This is a genomic window from Rhodococcus sp. no. 34 (assembly GCF_054589475.1).
This window is the reverse complement of the sequence record NZ_BAAILK010000026.1, coordinates 433,163-454,399: the sequence shown is the minus strand read 5'-3', so window position 1 is coordinate 454,399 and position 21,237 is coordinate 433,163. Positions and strand designations below refer to the sequence as shown.

The window sequence follows — 21,237 nt, the reverse complement described above, 5'->3', positions numbered from 1 at the left end:
AACCCGCCGTTCTCTTCGCGGACGAGCCGACCGGTGCCCTCGACGCGCAGACGAGTTGGGAAGTGATGAGGGTGTTGCGTGATTCGGCTCAACAGATCGGTTCTGCGTTGGTCGTCGTCACTCACGATGCCGAAGTCGCTCGGTGGTGTGATCGCACGATGATGATGCAGGCCGGTTCGCTCGTCGGGACACAGGTGGCGGCATGAAGGCCACAGCGCGCGTTGCATTGATGACGGTGCGAGGTGAAGGCCGAAAGGCCTTGAGTACCTTCGCGCTTCCCGTAACGGCCTTTGCCGCCTCGACGACGTTGTTGCTGACGGTGCTCGGCGGCTACGGTGCATTTGCGGGCAGATCGAGCGAACCCGAAGCCGAGGCGTACCTAGCACTCGCAGGGGTTGCTTCGGTGTTGATGATCGTTCCAGCCGTCACTCTCGGCCTGGCGGCGGCCCGCTTGGGCGCGCGCCGTCGCGACGAACGACTTGCCTCGCTGCGACTCATCGGATCCACCCCTCGCCAGATCGTTGCGCTGTGCGCTGCGGAATCGGGTATCCAGGGCTTGGCCGGTGCGTTGATCGGTGTGGTGGGATACCTCCTCGCGTTGCCGCTCGTAGCTCTCTTGAGATTTCAAGGTCGGACATTCGAGTGGAGTGAGCTTTGGGTAGGCGCACTTCCGCTGGTGGGCATCGTATTCGGAATGACCATCCTGGCTGCTTTGACGTCGATGCTCGGGATGCGCCAGGTGTTCGTGAGCCCGTTGGGCGTCACGGCGGGCAATCCCAGCGCCGCACCGAAGATGATCTTCGCGGTGGCTGGGGTGGGGGTTCTTGTGGGATGGAGTGCATTCGGGGGCTCCGCGGCAAGCATCGCGGCAATCCTGGTGGGCCTTGGTCTCTGCTTCGGCGTTGTTGCGTTGGTCGGTCCGTTCGTCATTTCGCTGCTTGGACGGATCATGCTCAAATGCGCCAAAGACGGTGCTTCGCTGATTGCGGCGCGTCGGGTCTTGGACAATCCGAAGGCTGTGTGGCGCACGGTCAGCGGTGTGACGATGGCCAGCTTTGTTGCCGCAGGCACATCTCTCCTCGCCGCGATAGGCAACGGGGAAGGGCAGGATTTGCAGCCAGGGCAGGAGTTCCTGTTCGCGGACATGAGAACCGGGGTGTTGTTCACTCTCGGAGCAACATTCACGTTGGCGGCAATCTCGTCTGCGCTCACCCAGGTATCCGGGATCCTCGACAACCGTGAGCTGTATCGGAGTCTGACTTTGGCCGGCACACCTGTCGAGGTGATGGACAGCGCCCGCATGAGGCACGTTCGCACTCCCGTGGTGGTGATGGCACTGGCCGGTGCCGGCGCTGCACTGCTGTTCCTCTTCCCACTGGCAGGGGCAGCCGTATTGACCACTCCGATGGCGCTGGTTCAGTTGGGCGTCACCCTGGCTGTGGGGATCGCGTTGGTGTTGGCCAGTGCGTTTGCAGCCAAGCCCGTCATGCGACGGGTAACCGCGGGCTGAATCTCCGCCCCTCGTCCGTCAGTTCTGTCTCCGGAACGGTTCGGCCAACTGGCCGAGGTAGTCGTCCGGGTAGTCGGGCTTGGCCGCCATTCCGAGATCGTCACTGCTGAAGCGCTTTTCCGGATCGAAAGAATAAGTGCGGAACATGTGATCCCAGATCAGAGTGAACAAACCGAAATTGACGTCACCGATTCCCGCCCACTTCAGGTGATGGAATCGGTGGCCGGCGTTGAGGGCGAGTATCGGACGCAGGGGGCCGATGCGGTAGTCGGCATTCGAATGCTGAAGCAGGAGTTGGACAGCGACACAAACCGCGAGCGCCGAGGCAACTGGAACGGGCATCCCGAGGAGGATCAGTGGCAGGACGCCACCGGCGGTTTCGAAAGTCTGATGCACGGGGTGCTTCATCAGTCCGTTCATACCGTAGAACCGTTCGAGGCTGTGATGAACCGCGTGGAAACGCCACAACCATCCAACCTTGTGGCTGATCAAATGCACCACGGTGATGCCGAAATCGGCAACCAACACTGCGAAGACGACCTGAAGGACAAACGGAAGACCGCTCGGCCACAGCCCGTCGAACGGAATCACCGCGGCCATCAACGGGATTACCGCGACGCTGACCAAGATGAGGGATTCGTTGACAAACGCATGGACAGCGTCGCGAAACCTGTCCGGTCCCGGGGCATTCCACGAAGATTCGTAGGGAAGCGCCCGTTCGGCCGCGAACGAGCAGACCACTGCGAAGAGAATCAATGCCACCAGTGACCATTTCGGCGCGCCGGATGCCGCCAGCGCGATTGCGGCTCCGTTGATTCCCAAGAGCATGAACGGGACGTACCCGTATCTGACGATGAAGGTGAGCATGTATTCGATGGTGCACGGCGCGGGTGGTCCTCGACTTGTACGAATCGGTCGACTTTCAGTCAGCCGAACAAGCGGTGTCGCGTTACTTCGTCAGCACGGTGGCGAGTGCAGCGCTCAGATACGGAGTGATGTTCTCGACGACCCGTGTCACGATCGCAGTGGCGACGTCAGCCGGTTGCAGTGGCACCGACGGTGTCTGCGGCAGCGCCGGGGGAGCAGGCGGAGCGGGCTCGGACATCATCGGCGTGTAGGTGTTGTGCTTCGTGAAGTAGCCGAAGACCGAATCCACGAACACCTCGGGCGCATCACGCGGCTTGGGCATGTTGCAGATGCCGTCACCCTCGATGCAGACTTCCTGTACTGCGATGTCTCCGAATCCGCCGCGTGCTCCGGACATCGTCGCTCCCGGAACGACATTGGGCACTACGGTTTCGATGCCCCCGGCCGAGTTGCGAGGGTCGGCGTAGAGGACGCCTTCGACTTGCGACTGCGGAATGGATCCGTCGCGTGCGATGTCACCGAGCACGTCGCCGGCAATACGCGCTCCCTGTGAGTATCCGGTGACGACGATCTCGCTGCCCGGGCACTGAGCGTGGAAAGCGTTGACTTCAGTGCGAAGCGTCTGGGCGCCGGCGGCAACGCTCTGGTCGTACGTCTGTTCGCCGAGCGGCCAGAAGCTGGCGGGGTAGGTCACCGGCTTGGAGGCGTAACCCTGGGCGACGTAGCGGTCGGTGACGGGTTGCGTCGTTTGTCCCGTCGGATCCCACGTTCCGCCGACCGCGAATACCGCACCGGCCGGGCACGACCCACCGTCATTCGGGTCCGCTCCGGCAGGTACCGACATCACAAGAGTCACCCCCGCTGTGACTGCAACCGTGCATGCCACTGACATCGCGTATTTCCTCATCGGGCCTGTCCCCATCTATCTACGTTCTCGTTCACTGGCGAGACAACCCGCGGTCCGACGCGTTTCGTTCGGTACTGAAGAGAATGGTGATGGGGCGATAAGTCCTGGAGGTAATCCGTGCGTAAACAGGAAGTTGCCGACCGGCGCTGTTTACTACCAGCGTGTGTGGGGCGTCACGGCGTCGGTACCTGCGGCGGGTGATCCGGCTCGAGGAGGGTTCCGATCTCCTTCCCCATCGACACGGCGTTGTTGAGGTCCGCGTTGGTTGTCGGCCCGAGTGTGGCGTAGACGACGATCGTCGTCTTCGAATCGGGGTAGTAGAGCGCGAGACCGTTGTAACCGCCGTACGACGGGTTCATCACCAGCCAGCCGTCGAGGTGCCCGGTCCCGAAGGAAAAGAACTTGTCCGCCGTCATACTTCCCAAGCCCGCAGTCGTCGGCGCCATCTGCTGCTCGAAAGCCTTGTCGGAGAGTAACTCTCCCGTTCCCAGCGCGCGCACCCACTTTCCGACGTCGGCGACAGGCGCGTTCATGTTTCCGCTGTGCAGGAACGCCGTCGGATTCCAGAAAGTGGAGTCTTCGAATACTCCACGTTCATTGGTGTAACCGTGCAGGATCGGTTCGTCCATCTGCGACGTGAGTACAACGCTGCTGTGATCCATCCCGAGTGGATCGAAGACGCGCTGCTGAAGTAGTTCGCCCAGCGGTTTTCCAGTCGCTTTCTCCATGACGTCGCCGAGCAGCGTCAGGTCGCTGTGCGCGTACGCCCAACTGGTGCCGGGTTCGAACAACGGCGGGCGGGAGTTGGCAAGATCCAGGATCTCTCGAGAAGTCCAGCCCTTCATCGGGTTGTCCGTGAAGAGTTTGAGGAACTGTGGATCGGTCACGTAGTCGGAGATGCCCGACGTGCTGTTGGCCAGCATTCGCGGAGTGATGGTGTCTGCGCGTGGAAAGTTCGGTTCCCACTTCGCGATCGGTTGATCGAGGGGAAGCGTTCCCTCTTCGTCGAGTTGCAGCAGGACTGTCGAGAGCATCGGTTCCATCGGTTGGCCGACGCGCAACTGCATGTCGGTTGTCACCGGAACTCCGACAGGGGACTCTCCGACGGCGCCGAGAGCAACTTCGTCGTCGCCTCGCCACACCCCGAACACAGCGGCACTGAGGCCCAAGTCGGCCACTTGGCGGCGGACGATGTCCGTGATCTCGGTGGATTCTCGACTGCTCGAGGTGCTGGGAGAGGCGCTGCCCGTGTTTGTTGCGGAGTCATCGTCGGAACTGCACGCAGCGGTTGCAATGGCAACGGTCAAGGCGATCGACAGAGCAGACAGCCGCACCCGAGCGCGGTGGTGGGAGGAAGTCATGCCTGCGATCCCTTCGATGTGGAAATCGAGCAACCGACGCCGAGCAATGTCCCAATTGGCCGAATTTACCGCAGTTGGAAGGAGGAGGGGTCAGATCGACCGTATAGGCGCAACTGCTGTTCCAGTGCAGTCCTCATTCGGGTGCCGCGTCCGGTTCCTCTCGCAGGTCCTGCGCTTGCTGAAGCTCGGCGTTGATGCGACGGGCTTCGGTGAGTTGGTCTTCGAGGATGATGATGCGGCAAGCCGCGTCGAGCGCCGTGCCGTTGGCTACGAGTTCGTGCGCGCGGGCTGCGATGCGCAGCTGGTAGCGGGAGTAGCGGCGATGTCCGCCCTCAGAGCGTTGTGGGGTAAGCAGTTTCGCGGCATCGAGGCTACGAAGGAAAGCTTGCCTGACACCGAGGATCTCGGCCGCATGTCCCATGCTGTACGCAGGATAGTTCTCGTCGTCGAATCTGCCGGAGGGGTCCCCCGGTGGTGTATCTGCCGGAATGGCTCGCTTCTTTCGCTGAACGGACGGGGCCCCCGGCGCGAGGAGCGCCGGGGGCCGGATGGGGTTGAACTTACTTACATAACTGCATTCTTTCGAACTTCCGGACTCGCACAAGACATCCGGTAGCCGCTTTGAAGGGGGGTGCCGGGTCCGACTACACACTCACACACGAATTCGGCCCCGGCACGTCCCTGCCCTGCGGTACTGCTTGCGGGTAGTTCATCTCTCCCGCATCTCTTGACTCGTTCCTTGCTACGAGAAAAAAGATACAACAGCCTCGCGAGAATGTCTACCCTGACCGCTGTAGATATTTTGTTGCGAACATTCTAGGTGTTGATATTCAGGAACGGCCTGGTCGCCGGGGGTTAGAGCGCTCAATGTGAGTCATAGGAGATGGATCTGGGACAATGCTCCGATGCGAAATACCCCGAAGTCCGAGTCGTTGTTGCGCGCCCGCGCGGAGAGGGAAGAGCGCACCGGCTCCTCCGAGCATCCAGCTGGTGGCGCGCCGAACCCCGGAGAGGACTCGTCGTCGTCCGAGCCGGGGGCACGCAGCGACAGCGCCACGATTCGGTCGGCTCGGTCCGAGCTCTCAACTCACGCCAGGGCAGTGGAAAGTATGCACGAGGCGATCCATCCTGATCGCGATTGAGGCAGCTGCCTCGTCGGGATGCGGGGGACTCCTTCATCCCGCTCACTGCAACGCACGACGGCCGCCGCACTCCCGAAAGTAAGGGGAGTGGCGACGACCGTCGAGTTGTCAGAGTGTGCGCTCAGTACTTGAACCTCAAGGCAGCAACTGGTCCAGGAAGGTGTTGCTGAAGACCTTGTGCGGATCCAACGCGTTGAATGCGGCGTTGGCGGTGTCCCAGTTGTCGCTCGATGGGACGCCGTCGCGGTAGGTCTGGGGGAGGCCCTGGGTGATGATCGGGGTGTCGGTGTACGGCTTGTCGGGGCCGAACGCCCAGCCCTTGGACCACTCGGGGCGGAAGGTGGCGTCGTTGTTGTTGTAGTGATTACGCATCCACTGTTCCATTTCGCGGTAGAACGCGAACATGCCGGGGGTTCCGGGGACGCCGAGGACGTTGAGCCAGATGGCGGTGTCCCATTCCGGATGGTCGGGGCGAGGGCGCATGGCCGAGATGGTGGGGGCGCCTGCCGAGTCGACCTCGACATCCGACGGTTGATCGAGGCCGCAGCAACGGATTTCGACGGGCCCGTTGAGGGGGAACTGTCCGATGGAGCGGTAGTACTCCATGCGGCCGTTGAACCACTGGGTGAAGTCGTGGATGACCTGGCCGATGTTGGCGCGAGAGGTGATGACGGCTCCGCCGCCCTCGGTCAGGCGCAGGGTGGTGGCCCGGATGTAGAACTGGACGTCCTTGGACCATCCCCACAGGTCGTTGGAGAACGTCGCGGCGAGTCCGGCAACGGTGGTGGCGTACATGATCTGCCCGAATGCCGGTGCGATGCCCGGGTTTCCGGAGTTGATCTGGCCGATCATGTCGGTGACCGGCTCCGGGAGGTTGTCGGAGAAGATGTAGTTGTACGGTCCGGTCACCTCACGCGAGAACGGCGGCTTGGTGGGGGCAAGTGACCACACCTTCATCCACGGGCGTTCGGTGAAGGGGTACCAGATTGCTTCTGCGCGACCGTTTTCGCGGACGAACTTCTCGAAGGTGCGTCCGGACGCTCCGCGGGCGCCGAAGAGTTCCTGCCAACCGATGTCGGTGTGGCTGACGCAGCGCATGCGGTAGTTGGGGGCGGCCTGCAAGGTGACGGAGGTGAGGAAGGTGCGTCCGAGGTGAGTCAGCAGCGGCTTGATCGCCGCGTCGCTACGCGCGTACGTCCTCAGTGCGTACTCGCTGCCGTTCCAGACCACTGCGGTCAGGGAGGTGACGAGGTTGGAGAGTGAGCCGAAAGTCTGTCCGGGAACGTGTGCTTCGCCTTCGGCGGGGAGAGCTGCGCCGTGAGCGTCGACGGCGAGGCAGCCGGCAATGGTCAACACACCCGGCGCCGGCAGGTTCGCGAACCCGAGGCCCTGTGCCTGCAGTGCGGTCGTGATGGCGTCGAGGGTCGCGCCGGGTCCTGCGGTGACGGTGGCTGGGCTGCCACCGGCGTTGACGGAGACTCCGGTGAGGTGGACCGTGGTGTCGGCGAGGATGACCTTGTCGACCGGCGCACCGTTGACGATGGTCAGCGGCGTCCAGCCGTGCATGGCGCCGCGGGGACGAATGGTGTAGCCGTTGGCATGACCCCAGTTAGCGAGGCGGACTACGTCTTCGGGCGTCTTGGGCGAACAGGTCCAGATCGCGTCGAGCATGATCTCCTTGGACCAGTTCTGATATGCCTGCTGGTACAGCGCGATGCCTTCGGGGAAGGCAGGCGGCGGCGTGAGGGTGGACACGGGACCACCCGCGGAGCCGGAAGAGCCGGCGGGGACGGCGTAGGCCGGCGTCCAGCCGGCGAATGCGGTCGCTGCCACGGCGCCGGCTCCAGCGGCCATGAAACCTCGTCGGGACAGTCGGAACTTTTCGTCTTGTGCCGTCATCTTCGGGCTACTCCATCGGGTTCGAGAACTACGGTGAGTTCTAACAGGTGGGTATCAGACAGGTTGGTATCAGACAAGAGTGAGAACTACGTCAGCCAGGGCAGGAGCTTCGCGCTCCAGTACAGAAGCTGAGATCAGGAGTCGCCCATTGTCTTTCCAGATCTGGATACTCAAGTTCTCGCCGGGAAATACGACCCCGGCAAAGCGGGCCCGAAATCCGGCTACCCGACTGCTGTCGCCGTCGAGCATGGTATCCACTGCGGTCTTGCAGACCATTCCGTAAGTACACAGTCCATGCAGGATAGGCGCTGGAAAGCCTGCCGCGGAGGCGAATTGCGGATCCGAGTGCAACGGATTCCGATCACCACACATCCGGTACAGCAAAGCCTGCTGTGGAAGCACAGGCGTCACCACTGTCTCATCTGCTTCGCGATCCGGAAGCGTAATCGACTCCGACGGACCACGTTCACCCCCGAAACCACCCTCGCCGCGGGCGAAAATGGACGAGCGAGCTGTCCACAGCGGGTTGCCCTCGGCGTCAACCGTGACGGATTCCTGCACGATCACCGCGGCCTTGCCCTTGTCCCAGACCTCGGCGATTCGAGTTGTGGTGCGGCCACTTCCACTTGCCGGGATCGGCTGATGGACAGTGACTTCCTGGCTCCCGTGGACTACCTTCGCCAGATCGATTTCGACGCCGGGGAACGACACCTTCGGTGCTTCGGTGGCGTGGAAGTTGGCGGCGACGGTGGCAAAGGTGGGTAGTACCTGAGGCTTTTCGTCGTCGAGGTATCGAAGCTCGTTCGGATCGAGCGGACGAGCACCTGCCCCCAGGGCCAAGTGGTAGTGCTGCACGTCCGACGGGGTCCACGAGAACTCTTGTGGCGCAAGCTCGGCGCCGAGTGCGATCTTCGGATCAATTGGCATGGTCGACCGCCGTCTTTTCAGCTGCAGGTGCTTCGGTTGTCTCGGCCTTCTTCGCACGCTCGACGATGTCGAGTACGGCCAAGTAACCGAAAGTCATTGCGGGACCGATGGTCGCGCCTGGTCCGGCGTAGGTGTGGCCCATGACCGGAGCGCTCGCGTTGCCAGCCGCGTAGAGGCCGTCGATGACGCTTCCGTCTTCGCGTAATGCTCGGCCGTTGACGTCGGTGCAGATTCCGCCCTTGGTGCCGAGGTCACCCGGAACCATCTTGATGGCGTAGAACGGAGCCTTGCTGATTTCGGCGAGGCTGGGGTTCTTCAGTCGGGGATCGCCGTAGTACGCGTCGTAACCACTGTCACCGCGTCCGAAGTCCTCGTCCTTGCCGTTGCGCGCGAAGCCGTTGAACCGATCGACGGTTTCGGTCAGCGATGCGACGGGAAGCCCTGTCTTCTCTGCCAATTCGGCGATGGTTCCCGCCTTGACCACGATGCCGGCCTTGAGCCAGCGGCCGGGGAAGGGGGAGCGGGGAGTGATACCGGCAAACGTGTAGCGGTTGCGGTAGCGCTGATCGAGAATCATCCACGTCGGGATGTTCTCGCCGGGGCCCTCGCCCTGACCGTACTCACCGCCGTACATCGCATGGGTTGCCTCGACGTACGGAGCCGCCTCGTTGCCGAAGCGCTTGCCCGACATGTTGACCATCATGCAGCCCGGGAGGGTGCGCTCGGAGAGCGCGAACCACGGTCCGCCGGTCAGCGGAATGGACGGGCCCCACCAGGCGTCGTCCATGAAATCGACTGCAGCGCCCACTTCTTGGCCTGCGCGGATACCGTCGCCGGTGTTTGCCTTCGCGCCGACGGTCCATTCGGTGCCGATAGGTGCGCGCTGGTACTTCTCACGCATTTCCTTGTTGTGCTCGAATCCGCCGGATCCCAACACGACTCCGTGGCGAGCGCGGATGACCTGCTCCTCGCCGTCGACGATGACGTTGACGCCGCGAACTGCGCCGTCTTCGGTGTACAGGGAGGTCAGCGGGGTGTTCAGCAGGATGGGTACTCCGGCGGACTGAAGTCCGAGTCGAATACCGGCGACCAGTGCCTGGCCGCGAACCAGCAGATCCTTCTTGGTGGCCTTCGCTGCGAGGAATCGCATGCCGACCTTCATGGCGCGCAGGGGTCCGCGAGGATTGCGCATCAGCAGGTTGAGCCACTTGTAGTCGGCCTGGGTGATGACGAAGTTCTTGGGGGCCTTGACGTAGTCAGGCTCGAGGTTCTTGCGGTCGGCGCCCAACTTGTTGCCGTCGAACGGGGTGGGCTCGACACTGCGGCCACCGAGGCGTCCGCCGGGTGCTTCCGGGTAGTAGTCGGAGTAGCCGGGAACCCACTGCAGCTCGAGCGGGCTGTTCTTCAACACGAACGAGAGCATCTCGGGACCGCGCTCGAGATAGGTGTCGATGCGTTCGGGAGCGACAACGTCGCCGATGATGCTGTGCAGGTAGGAACGTGCGGCCTCCGGTGTATCGGTGACACCGTCCGCTTGAAGTGCCTCGTTGTTGGGGATCCAGACCCCACCACCGGAACGGGCGGTCGATCCGCCGTAGTGGGCGGCTTTCTCCACGATGACCACACTCAAGCCCTGGTGGGCTGCGGTCAAGGCCGCTGTCATACCTGCGGCACCACTGCCGACGACGACGATGTCGTATTCCTGCTTGCTCATGTAGAACACGTTATAGAATGATGGGGGTGTCAGTCCATGCTTTCTGCCAGGAAGTATTTCCGGACGTTGTCATTGATAACGAAACACGTTGCAGTGAGATTGAGGATGGTGCGGTGTGACCTGGGATACTTCGGTTGACGTCCTTGTGGTCGGGTTCGGTGTGGCGGGCGCCAGTGCGGCGCTCGAAGCTGTAGCGGCCGGTTCGTCGGTTTTGGCAATCGACCGAGCACTCGGTGGTGGTGCCAGCACGATTTCCGGAGGAATCTACTACGCCGGCGGCGGCACCGTGATTCAAAAGGAAGCCGGTGTCGAGGACAGTCCCGAAGCCATGCTCGCCTACCTGAACCGCGAGGTCGGTGACGCGGTGACGCCGCAGACTCTGCGCCGGTTCGTCGACGAGAGCCCGGCGTCGATCGACTGGCTGCGCAGTCACGGCGTGCCGTTCGAGGCCTCACTCTGTCCGTACAAGACGTCGTACCCGAGCAACAAGCACTACCTCTACTTCTCGGGTAGCGAATCGGCCGGCGGGTTCCGTGACATCGCAAAACCTGCTCCGCGTGGTCATCGCGCCAAGGGGCGTGGCACGTCGGGAAAGATGCTGTACGGCCCGCTCGCGAAGTCCGCGGAGGCGAAGGGCGTCCAGTTGCTCGGCCAGACGCGAGCGGACCGGCTGATCATCGAGGACGGCCGGGTGATCGGCGTCGAAGCACTGACGCTGCGTGACGCACCTGCCGGAGTTCGTCGCCGTCACGCGACGCTCGGGTCCCTGTCCTCCAAGCCCGGCGTCTACGCACCGCAGTTGCGCACGATTCTCGACGCACTCATCGCGAAGATCGAGAAGAAGCACGCCAAGCGGATTCGCATCCAGGCACGCGGCGGCGTGATCCTGAGCGCCGGCGGCTTCGTGTCCAATCGCGAGATGATGCGCACCCATGCTCCCGCCTACAAGGGCGGTATCCCGCTCGGCACCTCCGGGGACGATGGCAAAGGCATCAACCTCGGTGTCGAAGCCGGGGGAGCCACCGACAAGCTCGGCAATGTGTCCGCCTGGCGATTCATCGTCCCGCCGAGTGCTTTGCTCGGTTCCATTTTGGTGGGTGAATCCGGTGCGCGAATCGTCGACGAGTCACGTTACGGTGCCGCTCTCGGTCAGGCGATGGCAGAGAAGAGCAACGGAATCGGTTGGCTGCTGGCAGATTCCGAACTCGTTCGCGAAGCGAAATCGCAGATCAGTGACCAGTCGATGTGGTTCCAGCGGGTACAGACCACTGGCATGATGCGTACCGCAGTGCGTGGCAACACCATTGCCGAGGTCGCCCGTAAAGCGGGGATAGACGTCGCCGGCCTTCAAGCCACCGTCGACGCGCACAACTCCGCTGCCGCTGCCGGACAACCTGATCCGATGGGTAAACCGTCGGACTTCGTCAGGCCGATACTGTCTGCGCCGTTCACGATGTACGACGTCTCGATCAAGCCCAACATGATGAATCCGTGCCCGATGCTCACGCTCGGTGGATTGGTGGTCGACGAATCGTCCGGCATGGTGAAAAACGAGGCCGGGGAGGGTATCCCTGGTCTGTATGCCGCCGGCCGTACCGCGGTCGGTATCTGTTCCAACTCGTATGTGAGCGGCTTGTCGCTCGCCGACTGCGTATTCTCCGGACGACGAGCCGGTCAGCACGCAGCCGCATTCTCCACAGTCGGAAAGGCCTGAACGATGCTCTCGACGCAGATCCGCGGCGAACTTGCCGACCATCTCGACTCGGCGGAACGGGATCGCGCTCCGATCAGCCCGCTGATCGCCACGTATCCGGACATCGACGTCGTCGACGCCTACGAGATCCAGCTCATCAACATCAGGCGTCGTGTTGCCGGTGGCGCAAAGGTGGTCGGACACAAGGTCGGACTCTCGTCACTGGCGATGCAGCAGATGATGGGCGTCGACGAGCCAGATTACGGTCACCTGCTCGCCGAGATGGAAGAGTTCGAGAACCGTCCGGTCGACACGTCGCGCTTCTGCTTCCCGCGCGTCGAGGTGGAGGTCGCCTTCATTCTGGGAGTAGATCTGCCGGGCGCCGGGTGCACCGAACAAGACGTCATCGACGCCACTGTCGCCTATGCGCCGTCCATCGAGTTGATCGACAGCCGGATCAAGGACTGGAAGATCGGCCTCTCGGATACTATCGCGGACAACGCGTCCTCCGCCGGGTTCATTCTCGGCAAGGAACGAGTTCGCCCGTCGGACATCGACATCAAGGCGATCGACGCGGTGCTGACCTGCAACGGCGAGCGGATTGCGGAGGGGCGCAGCGATGCGGTTCTCGGTAACCCGGTCACCGCTGTCGCGTGGTTGGCGCAGAAGGTCGACACGTTCGGAGTTCGGCTCAAGGCCGGCGACATCGTTCTGCCGGGTTCGTGCACGCGAGCGATCGACGCTCATCCAGGCGACAACTTCCGAGCCGAGTTCAGCGGCCTCGGTTCCGTCTCTCTTCAGTTCACGTAGGAGTAGTCATGACCAAGGCAAGTGTGGCGATCGTCGGATCGGGAAACATCAGTACCGATCTGTTGTACAAACTGCAGCGTTCCGAGTGGCTCGAACCGCGATGGATGATCGGAATCGATCCCGAGAGTGAAGGATTGGCGCGCGCCCGCAAGATGGGACTCGAGACCTCCGCCGAGGGCGTCGACTGGTTGCTCAGCCAGGCGGAGAAACCGGACCTGGTCTTCGAGGCGACGTCGGCATACGTGCACCGCGAGGCAGCACCACGCTACGAGGCCGCCGGTATCCGTGCCGTCGACCTGACTCCGGCCGCGGTCGGCCCGGCTGTGGTTCCGCCCGCGAACCTGCGTGAGCACCTGGACGCACCCAACGTCAACATGATCACTTGCGGTGGGCAGGCAACCATTCCGATCGTCTACGCGGTGTCGCGTGTCGTCGACGTGGCGTACGCCGAGATCGTCGCCTCCGTTGCATCATTGTCCGCCGGCCCGGGAACTCGCGCGAACATCGATGAGTTCACCAAGACCACCAGCCGCGGTATCGAGACCATCGGCGGCGCACAGCGCGGCAAGGCGATCATCATCCTCAACCCCGCGGACCCGCCGATGATCATGCGCGACACAATCTTCTGCGCTATCCCCGAAGACGCCGACCAGGCCGCGATCACCGACTCCATTCACCGCGTCGTCAAGGACATCCAGCAGTACGTGCCCGGCTACCGGTTGCTCAACGAACCGCAGTTCGACGAACCGAGCGTCGTTTCCGGTGGCTATGCAACGGTCACCACGTTCGTCGAGGTCGAAGGCGCAGGCGATTTCCTACCGCCGTACGCGGGCAACCTCGACATCATGACGGCAGCAGCCACCAAGGTGGGCGAGGAAATCGCCCAGAAGCTTCTGAGTGTGAAGGCATGAGCGACATGATTCATTTCGATTCGAGCTGGGACATCCGCGTCACCGACACGTCGCTGCGCGACGGCTCCCACCACAAGCGTCATCAGTTCACCGTCGACGAAGTACGAGCCATCGTCGGTGCCCTCGACGGAGCCGGAGTGCCGGTCATCGAGGTCACTCACGGCGACGGCCTCGGCGGATCCTCCTTCAACTACGGCTTCTCGAAGACTCCCGAGCAGGAACTGATCAAAGCTGCAGTCGAGACGGCGACCAACGCGAAGATCGCCTTCCTGATGCTGCCCGGGTTGGGCATCAAGGACGACATCGTCATCGCACAGGACAACGGTGCGTCCATCTGCCGCATTGCAACTCACTGCACCGAGGCAGACGTATCCATCCAGCACTTCGGCCTCGCGCGTGAGCGTGGACTCGAAACAGTCGGATTCCTCATGATGGCTCACTCGATTCCGCCGGAGAAGCTGGCCAAGCAGGCTCGCATCATGGCCGACGCGGGTTGCCAGTGTGTGTACGTGGTCGACTCGGCCGGCGCGCTGGTACTCGAGCAGGTATCCGATCGCGTCGAGGCGCTGGTTCAGGAACTCGGCAACGACGCTCAGGTCGGCTTCCACGGCCACGAGAACCTGGGCCTGGGCGTCGCCAATTCCATTGCGGCAGTTCGTGCGGGAGCCAAGCAGATCGACGGTAGTACCCGTCGGTTCGGTGCCGGCGCCGGCAACGCCCCGGTCGAGGCCTTCGTCGGTGTTTGCGACAAGATCGGCGTCAAGACCGGTATCGACTTCTTCGCCATCGCCGATGCAGCCGAAGATGTTGTGCGCCCGGCAATGCCGCAGGAATGCCTGCTCGATCGTCAAGCACTGATGATGGGCTACGCCGGCGTGTACTCGAGCTTCCTCAAGCATGCCGAGCGTCAGGCCGAGCGGTACGGAGTGTCGTCCGCGGAGCTGTTGGTGCGCGCAGGTAAGCGCAAGTTGGTCGGCGGACAGGAAGATCAGTTGATCGACATCGCGCTGGAACTCCAGCGCGAAGCAGCGGCTTCCTAGGTCATGGCAGACGTGCTGGCCGGAAAAGTGGCCTTGGTGACCGGCGCGTCCTCAGGGTTGGGGCGCGCGGTGGCCGAGATACTCCACCGCAGGGGCGCACAGGTTTTCGGTATCGCCCGCGACAAGGAAAAGCTGCGACAGTCGATGGTCGAGGTGGTCGGCGCGGATGGAGAGCGTCGTTTCGCGGCGACGGACGTCTCGGATTCCGCTCAGTGTGATGCGGCCGTGCAGGCGTGCGTCGACGAACTCGGTGGTATCGACATCCTCGTCAACGTGGCGGGATCGCACTCGCTTCGTCATACGGCAGACATTGCGGATTCCGAATGGGCACATGACCTTGCGGTCAATCTGAACGGACCGTTCTTCCTTTCCCGAGCAGCACTGCCGCACTTGCTGGAACGGGGCGGCAACATCGTCAACGTCTCCTCGATCGCGGGACTGGAAGGGCAGGCGTACTCGGCTGGATACTGTGCTGCCAAGCACGGACTCATCGGACTGACCCGAGCGATGGCGATGGAGTTCACCGGAAAGTCTCTGCGTGTCAACGCAATCTGCCCCGGCGGCATGATGACTCCTCAAGTCACCGGATTCACCTTCCCCGACGGAGTCGACTTCGACCTCGTCATGAAGGTTGCCTCGCCGCGTGGCTTGATGGAAGCCGAGGACGTTGCGAAGATGGTGGCTTTCGTCGCCTCCGACGACGCCTCGGCGATACACGGGGCCGTCTACTCGGTGGACAACGGAAAAATGGCATGACCCCGTTGGTCTCGGGACCGATCTTCCAGATCTGCTGGGTGGTCGAGGAGATCGAGGCCGCCGAACAGGAGTTCACTCGGCAGTGGGGAGTGGAGCGATGGCTACGTATGCCAGACATCGCCTTTGGTCCCGAGACCACAACGTATCGAGGTGAGCCCGCGGACTATGTCGTTCACGTGTCGATCGGATATGCGGGCAGCCAACAGCTCGAGTTGATCCAACCAGTGTCCGGACGCAACCTGTACACGGAGTTCCTGGAGACTCACGGCGTCGGAGTTCATCACATGGCTTGGGTTCCCGACGATTACGAGGCGACGTTGCTCGAGGCCGAGCGTCGCGGAATGTCGGTGGTGCAACAAGGTCGGGTAGAGGGCGCCGGCATGGAGTTCTCCTACCTCGATGCCGGGCCGTTGGGTGGATACGTCGAGTTGATGAAGCTCTCGCCCGAGATTCGGTTGATGTTCGCTTCGCTCATTCCTGATTGACGGCAAACACTTTCGTGAAGTAATCGGAAACGTTCTCCGGGTGACCACGGAATCCGAGGTAGCCGTCGGGGCGAATGACCAGCGCCGCCGTACCTTCGACCCCATACGCGGCGCACAGTTGCGAGGCGTTGTCCTCGATGATCGGCACCAGCGAGTGGACGGTCACGGTTCCCGGTGGCACTATCGCGTAGACGTCCAGCAAGCCGTGCGCTGATCGAATTGCGGCGTCGGCGACCTTCTCCAAGCTGTTGATGCTCTCCGCGGATCCGTCCGAAGTCAGCAGTAACGTGTGGTCGACTCCGGACAGCAAGTCGAACAACCGAATTGGATACTGCACACCGTCTCGGCGCATTCCGCGTGCATCGGGTGCACGCTCGCCCGGTTGAACGTGTGGACTCGAAGAATTACGCCCGGTGTTCAGCGGACTCTCCGAGTAGTCGATCAACAATTGAGCCTGGCGCCGCATTGCCGTGTCGATGGAGGACTCTCCCGAACCGATTCCTTCTCGAGCATTTCGGACCGTCATCCCGACGACTTCTTCACCGACCGGCCGCCTTTCGGCGTCGTAGGTCTCGAGAAGATCCGCTTTCGCAACACCTTTGACGGCGAGCGCTATCTTCCATGCGAGGTTGTGGGCGTCCTGGATCCCGGTGTTCATGCCCTGCGCGCCAGTCGGGGGATGGATGTGCGCGGCGTCGCCGGCGACAAAAACCCGTCCGCGGCTGTAAGCGTCGACGATGCGGTGGCTGATGCGGAAGACCGAGGACCATCGCAGCATCGAGGCGGTTGTCGGTTCTGGGGACAGTCTGTCGAGCACAGCCTGGATGTGATGGAGTTCAGGTGTCTTTCCGGTTGAAAAACCGTGTTGTACAGCGGCTTTGTTCGACGATTCGTCCGGCATCAACTCGTCCGGAACGAGCATCGACATGCGGTACCGCTTGTGTCCGGGAAGTGGGATGCAGACGAGTAGGTCGTCGGTGGTTCCGTCGTCGGCGGTGTGGTTGGCGCGGACGGAGTAGCCGCTGGGTATCGACCAGTCGACTTCGACGTCACCGAGCATGTAGCTCTCGGCAAATGCGCCGCCCTCGAAGCTCAGGCCCAGCCCTTTGCGGACCACGCTGTGCGCGCCGTCGGAACCCACCAGGTACTGAGCCGTCACGGTACTGCCGTCGCTGAGGGTGCAGGTGACGGCGTCGTCGGACTGTTCGAATGCAGTGAGGCCGACTCCGCGTTCGACGGTTGTTCCCAACTCGGTGAGGCGCTCGGTGAGGATGCGCTCCGTCGAGTACTGAGGCAGACAGAGAAACCAGTAAGGAACGTCGTCGGGGAGGGTGAGGTCGACGCGGCCGACCTCGACGCCGTTCGTGTACATGATCTGACCGCGCATCAATGTCGAGGCGTCGAGTGCCTGGCGGAGCACCCCCATGTTCTCGAAGAGTTCGAGAGTGCGTGGCTGAATCCCGACGGCTTTCGCGTATTGCCGCGGTTCGTCGAGGGGGTCGACTATTCGACAGGAGATACCGCGTCTGCGCAGCTCGATCGCGGTGGTCAATCCGATCGGGCCGGCGCCCGCTACCAATACGTCGGTATCCATGAGGACCCACTCACGTCGGGGACAGTCGGTCATTTCAGTATGGGTACGCGAACTTTTGTTTTGGGGAAATTCGCGCAGATCGGGCATTTTGGGGCTTTCCGCACGGGTTGCAGACGTTGAGGTCGTGGGAAGATCGCGACGTGAAGGCAGGCGAGTTGCATCATGAGCCGCCGGGGTACCGGTGCCCGTTCTGTCGCTTCGCGCTGGGCGAGTTCGACGAGCACAACTCGTCGACCGACCTGGTTGCTCGAACCGACCACGCAATCGCTCGGATTTCCCCGAAGTGGTGGCCGGGCAACCCCGGCCACGTACTTGTGTCGCCGATCGAGCACTTCGAGAATCTCTACACTTTGCCCACGAGCGTCGGGCACTCGGTTTTCGACCTGGTTCAGGCCGTGGCTGTTGCAATTCGTGAAGCCTACGGCTGCGACGGCGTCTCGACCCGGCAGCACAACGAACCGGCGGGCAACCAGGACGTCTGGCACCACCACGTCCACGTATTTCCGCGATACGAGGACGACCACCTGTATTCCCGGCATGGCGAGGCGGCCTACGTTCCGCCTGAGGCGCGAGCGCCTTTCGGCGCACTTTTGCGCCCTCGATTCCTTGAACGCTGATCTGCCGCCACATCCAAGTGATGTACAAATCTGCGTGTTTGTAAAACTTTTACCTCAAAAATCGTTGACAAAACGCTATCATTTGTCCACTCTCTATACATAGATGTTGTTCGTGTCGCGGATTACCGCGCAGGACGCACTCACTGATCCGAACGAGAACTGGAGAATTCGATGGCGGCGTTGGTGTACACCGAGCCAGATGGTCGGCTCGCAACTTGGAGAGACCGGAAACGCTACTTGTGGCTGCTGGCGCTGATTCCGTCATCGGCAACTTTCATCGCCGTGGGGCTTGTTACCGCCACCGGATGGAATGTCTTCTGGTGGACCGGCCCACTGATCGCGTTTGCTCTCATTCCCGTCATCGACATCCTGGCGGGTGAGGACGGGAAGAATCCGCCCGACGAGGTGATCGACGAACTCGAGAACGACCGCTTCTACCGGTGGTGCACCTACGCCTATCTGCCGCTGCAGTACACGGCCTTCTTCCTGTCCTGCTACATCTGGGCGCGTTGGGATTTGAGCGTTCTCTCCAATATCGGACTCGCAGTGACGATCGGTGTGACGGCCGGAATCGGCATCAACACAGCCCATGAACTCGGGCACAAGAAGGAGAGCGTCGAGCGCTGGTTGTCCAAAATCGTTCTCGCACAGAGTGCTTACGGTCACTTCTACCTCGAGCACAACCGTGGCCACCATGTGCGAGTGTCGACTCCGGAAGATCCGGCGACCTCGCGCTTCGGTGAGACCCTCTACGGTTTCTGGCCGCGCAGCGTCGGCGGGGGATTGAAGTCGGCGTGGCATCTCGAGAAGACCCGCTTCGAGCGTTTGGGCACCACGCACTGGAGCATCAAGAACGACGTGCTCAACGCCTGGCTCATGTCGGTTGTTCTGTTCGGTGTCGCGCTTGCAGTGTTCGGGATCGGCATCGCGCCGTACCTCGTGATCCAGGCGTTCATCGGGTTTTCGCTGCTCGAAGCGATCAACTACCTCGAGCACTACGGACTCCTACGTCAGAAAACCGCAAGCGGACGGTACGAGCGATGCACGCCGGCGCACAGCTGGAACAGTGATCGCATCTGCACCAACGTCTTCCTTTATCACTTGCAGCGGCACAGCGATCATCATGCGAATCCGACACGGCGCTACCAAGCGCTTCGCAGTATGGAAGAGGCCCCTCAGCTCCCGAGCGGCTACGCCAGCATGATCATGCTCGCAACAGTCCCGCCCCTGTGGCGCAAGGTGATGGACCACCGCGTTCTCGAGCACTACCGAGGTGACATCACCCAGGTCAACATCGCGCCGAAGAAGCGGGCCAAGATCCTCGCAGCCTACGGGGTGAACGCATGAACGCCTACATCTGCCCGATCTGCGACTACACGTACACCGAATCGACAGGCGCTGCGCGAGAAGGCTTTCCGCCCGGCACGCCGTGGTCGAGTATTCCGGACGACTGGTGCTGCCCCGACTGCGGCGTCCGCGAGAAGGTCGACTTCACCCTCGTCACGCAATCCTGATCGAAATACCCACCGGTGAAAGGAAAACCGATGTCCGAGACTGCCACTGCTTACAAATTGTTCCGCTGCCTCCAGTGCGGGTTCGAATACGACGAAGCGATCGGCTGGCCCGACGACGGTATCGAGCCGGGTACTCGCTGGGACGAGATTTCCGAAGACTGGTCCTGCCCTGATTGTGGTGCCGCCAAAGTCGATTTCGAAATGGTGGAGGTGGACCGCTGATGACAGCGGTCAGCGAGCCCGACACACGCACCGTCGTGATCGTGGGCACGGGCATCGCCGGTTCCGGTGCCGCGCAGGCCCTGCGCAAGGAAGGGTTCGGCGGCAGCATCATCCTGATCGGAAGCGAACCTGAGGAGCCGTACCGCCGCCCAGCGCTGTCGAAGGAGCTACTGTCCGGGAAAGCGTCGTTCGATCGGGTTCGGTTGCGGCCGTCGACTTTCTGGAACGAGCAGGGTATCGATCTTCGGATCGGCGCAACTGTCACGAGTATCGACACAGATTCCCGCACAGTACTTTTAGCCGACGGTGACAGCATCGACTACGACGTTCTGATTCTTGCCACGGGTGGACGGTCCCGACGGTTGGCCGCGGAAGATTCCGAGCGCGTTCACTATCTTCGGGATATCGCAGACATGCGACGCTTGCAATCCCAGCTGATCGAAGGATCCTCGCTATTGGTGGTCGGCGGTGGCTTGATCGGATCGGAGGTGGCGTCAACGGCACGCGACTTGGGTTGCAGTGTGCAGGTTCTCGAAGCGCAACCGGTGCCCCTGTCCAGGCTGCTTCCACCGTCGATAGCGGAGAAGATCGCCGCGCTGCACGTCTCGGCGGGCGTCGCCTTGCAGACGGGAGTCGACCTCGAGACGCTCACGACGGGTGCCGACGGCGTCACCGCACGTGCGCGTGACGGACGCGAGTGGACAGCGGAGTTGGCCGTCGTCGCAATCGGATCCTTGCCCGATACCGATGTGGCTGCTGCTGCGGGTATTGCGGTGGACAACGGGATTTCGGTAGACCGATACCTCCGGACCTCCGTCGACAATGTGTACGCGATCGGCGATGTGGCCAACGTGCCCAACGGTTTTCTCGGCGGCATGCACCGTGGTGAGCACTGGAACACTGCGCAGGACCACGCAGTTGCAGTTGCCAAGACCATCGTCGGGAAGGAAGAACCCTTCGAATCCGTCCCTTGGAGTTGGTCGAACCAATTCGGCCGCAACATTCAAGTAGCGGGTTGGCCAGGCGCGGACGACACCGTGATTGTTCGAGGAGACTTGGACTCCTATGACTTCACTGCGATCTGCATGCGCGACGGAAATATCGTCGGTGCTGTGAGCGTGGGCCGGCCGAAGGACCTTCGTGCCGTCCGAACCCTTATCGAACGCTCCCCGGACATCAGCGCCGACGTACTCGCCGATACAAACAGGGATCTGACCGAACTTGCGGCGGGTCTTGTCGCCTCACCGGTGCTCTGAGTGCACTCGTGA

General features: G+C 62.2%; 20 protein-coding genes and 1 pseudogene. 13 read left to right on the top strand and 8 right to left on the bottom strand.

The genetic code is table 11. From position 1 onward, the window contains the following. Both ACYP01_RS11175 and ACYP01_RS11170 read left to right on the top strand, forming a co-directional pair. Nucleotides 1-206 (top strand): annotated as a pseudogene (locus ACYP01_RS11175) (ABC transporter ATP-binding protein); the annotation flags it as partial. Beyond that, complete coding sequence (locus tag ACYP01_RS11170; protein WP_459679952.1) at nucleotides 203-1,510, top strand: FtsX-like permease family protein; 1,308 nt, start codon at nucleotides 203-205, stop codon at nucleotides 1,508-1,510. The pseudogene ACYP01_RS11175 and the gene ACYP01_RS11170, both read left to right, overlap by 4 nt. Nucleotides 1,511-1,528: 18 nt before the next feature. Here ACYP01_RS11170 and ACYP01_RS11165 read toward each other — a convergent pair whose 3' ends face one another. The 7 genes from ACYP01_RS11165 to kstD form a co-directional block, all read right to left on the bottom strand. After that, nucleotides 1,529-2,377, bottom strand: a complete 849-nt coding sequence (locus tag ACYP01_RS11165; protein WP_007734069.1) for a sterol desaturase family protein — start codon at nucleotides 2,375-2,377, stop codon at nucleotides 1,529-1,531. A gap of 82 nt (nucleotides 2,378-2,459) precedes the next feature. Continuing rightward, nucleotides 2,460-3,269 carry a PE-PPE domain-containing protein gene (locus ACYP01_RS11160; protein WP_003945630.1) on the bottom strand — a complete coding sequence of 270 codons (810 nt, stop codon included), beginning with the start codon at nucleotides 3,267-3,269 and terminating at the stop codon, nucleotides 2,460-2,462. 188 nt (nucleotides 3,270-3,457) lie between these two features. After that, entirely contained in the window at nucleotides 3,458-4,645 is a 1,188-nt protein-coding gene (locus ACYP01_RS11155) for a serine hydrolase domain-containing protein (RefSeq protein WP_459679949.1), read from the bottom strand. A 133-nt stretch (nucleotides 4,646-4,778) separates the two neighbouring features. Further along, on the bottom strand, nucleotides 4,779-5,066 hold the full coding sequence (locus ACYP01_RS11150; RefSeq protein WP_003945791.1) for a MerR family transcriptional regulator: 288 nt from the start codon (nucleotides 5,064-5,066) through the stop codon (nucleotides 4,779-4,781). An 856-nt stretch (nucleotides 5,067-5,922) separates the two neighbouring features. Continuing rightward, entirely contained in the window at nucleotides 5,923-7,686 is a 1,764-nt protein-coding gene (locus tag ACYP01_RS11145; protein WP_459679946.1) for a cholesterol oxidase substrate-binding domain-containing protein, read from the bottom strand. 69 nt (nucleotides 7,687-7,755) lie between these two features. Beyond that, nucleotides 7,756-8,613 (bottom strand): MaoC/PaaZ C-terminal domain-containing protein, encoded by an 858-nt coding sequence (locus ACYP01_RS11140; RefSeq protein ID WP_003945880.1) that lies wholly within the window; start codon nucleotides 8,611-8,613, stop codon nucleotides 7,756-7,758. After that, nucleotides 8,603-10,327: a 3-oxosteroid 1-dehydrogenase gene (gene kstD, locus ACYP01_RS11135; RefSeq protein ID WP_007734077.1), complete on the bottom strand. Its 1,725-nt coding sequence runs from the start codon at nucleotides 10,325-10,327 to the stop codon at nucleotides 8,603-8,605. Before kstD ends, ACYP01_RS11140 begins: the two co-directional genes overlap by 11 nt. 115 nt (nucleotides 10,328-10,442) lie before the next feature. On the opposite strand from kstD, the gene ACYP01_RS11130 reads away from it, so the two are divergent. Genes ACYP01_RS11130 through ACYP01_RS11105 form a run of 6 tightly spaced genes read left to right on the top strand, consistent with a single transcriptional unit; the run spans nucleotide 10,443 to nucleotide 16,022 of the window. Then, on the top strand, nucleotides 10,443-12,041 hold the full coding sequence (locus ACYP01_RS11130; RefSeq protein WP_459679944.1) for an FAD-binding protein: 1,599 nt from the start codon (nucleotides 10,443-10,445) through the stop codon (nucleotides 12,039-12,041). Between the two features lie 3 nt (nucleotides 12,042-12,044). Next, on the top strand, nucleotides 12,045-12,830 hold the full coding sequence (locus ACYP01_RS11125; RefSeq protein WP_459679942.1) for a 2-keto-4-pentenoate hydratase: 786 nt from the start codon (nucleotides 12,045-12,047) through the stop codon (nucleotides 12,828-12,830). Between the two features lie 8 nt (nucleotides 12,831-12,838). Then, nucleotides 12,839-13,741, top strand: coding sequence for an acetaldehyde dehydrogenase (acetylating) (locus ACYP01_RS11120; RefSeq protein ID WP_054826815.1), 903 nt, complete (start codon nucleotides 12,839-12,841; stop codon nucleotides 13,739-13,741). After that, complete coding sequence (gene dmpG, locus ACYP01_RS11115; protein WP_007734084.1) at nucleotides 13,738-14,781, top strand: 4-hydroxy-2-oxovalerate aldolase; 1,044 nt, start codon at nucleotides 13,738-13,740, stop codon at nucleotides 14,779-14,781. Before ACYP01_RS11120 ends, dmpG begins: the two co-directional genes overlap by 4 nt. 3 nt (nucleotides 14,782-14,784) lie before the next feature. Next, nucleotides 14,785-15,537, top strand: coding sequence for an SDR family NAD(P)-dependent oxidoreductase (locus tag ACYP01_RS11110; protein WP_003945607.1), 753 nt, complete (start codon nucleotides 14,785-14,787; stop codon nucleotides 15,535-15,537). Continuing rightward, a complete protein-coding gene (locus tag ACYP01_RS11105; RefSeq protein WP_003945419.1) occupies nucleotides 15,534-16,022 on the top strand; it encodes a VOC family protein in 489 nt (162 codons plus the stop codon). Before ACYP01_RS11110 ends, ACYP01_RS11105 begins: the two co-directional genes overlap by 4 nt. On the opposite strand, the gene ACYP01_RS11100 is transcribed toward ACYP01_RS11105, so the two are convergent. Then, entirely contained in the window at nucleotides 16,009-17,616 is a 1,608-nt protein-coding gene (locus ACYP01_RS11100; RefSeq protein WP_459680237.1) for an FAD-dependent monooxygenase, read from the bottom strand. The genes ACYP01_RS11105 and ACYP01_RS11100 overlap by 14 nt on opposite strands. Before the next feature lie 140 nt (nucleotides 17,617-17,756). Between ACYP01_RS11100 and ACYP01_RS11095 the strand changes: the two genes are divergently transcribed. The 5 genes from ACYP01_RS11095 to ACYP01_RS11075 all read left to right on the top strand — a co-directional run bounded on the left by ACYP01_RS11095 (nucleotide 17,757) and on the right by ACYP01_RS11075 (nucleotide 21,225). Beyond that, nucleotides 17,757-18,233, top strand: a complete 477-nt coding sequence (locus tag ACYP01_RS11095) for an HIT family protein (protein ID WP_007734089.1) — start codon at nucleotides 17,757-17,759, stop codon at nucleotides 18,231-18,233. A 171-nt stretch (nucleotides 18,234-18,404) separates the two neighbouring features. Beyond that, complete coding sequence (locus tag ACYP01_RS11090) at nucleotides 18,405-19,580, top strand: alkane 1-monooxygenase (RefSeq protein ID WP_003945652.1); 1,176 nt, start codon at nucleotides 18,405-18,407, stop codon at nucleotides 19,578-19,580. Then, nucleotides 19,577-19,747: a rubredoxin gene (locus ACYP01_RS11085; RefSeq protein ID WP_007734092.1), complete on the top strand. Its 171-nt coding sequence runs from the start codon at nucleotides 19,577-19,579 to the stop codon at nucleotides 19,745-19,747. The genes ACYP01_RS11090 and ACYP01_RS11085 overlap by 4 nt, the downstream gene beginning before the upstream one ends. Before the next feature lie 30 nt (nucleotides 19,748-19,777). Continuing rightward, nucleotides 19,778-19,969, top strand: a complete 192-nt coding sequence (locus ACYP01_RS11080; protein ID WP_459679936.1) for a rubredoxin — start codon at nucleotides 19,778-19,780, stop codon at nucleotides 19,967-19,969. Beyond that, nucleotides 19,969-21,225, top strand: coding sequence for an NAD(P)/FAD-dependent oxidoreductase (locus tag ACYP01_RS11075; RefSeq protein ID WP_459679934.1), 1,257 nt, complete (start codon nucleotides 19,969-19,971; stop codon nucleotides 21,223-21,225). The genes ACYP01_RS11080 and ACYP01_RS11075 overlap by 1 nt, the downstream gene beginning before the upstream one ends. Nucleotides 21,226-21,237: the final 12 nt, after the last annotated feature.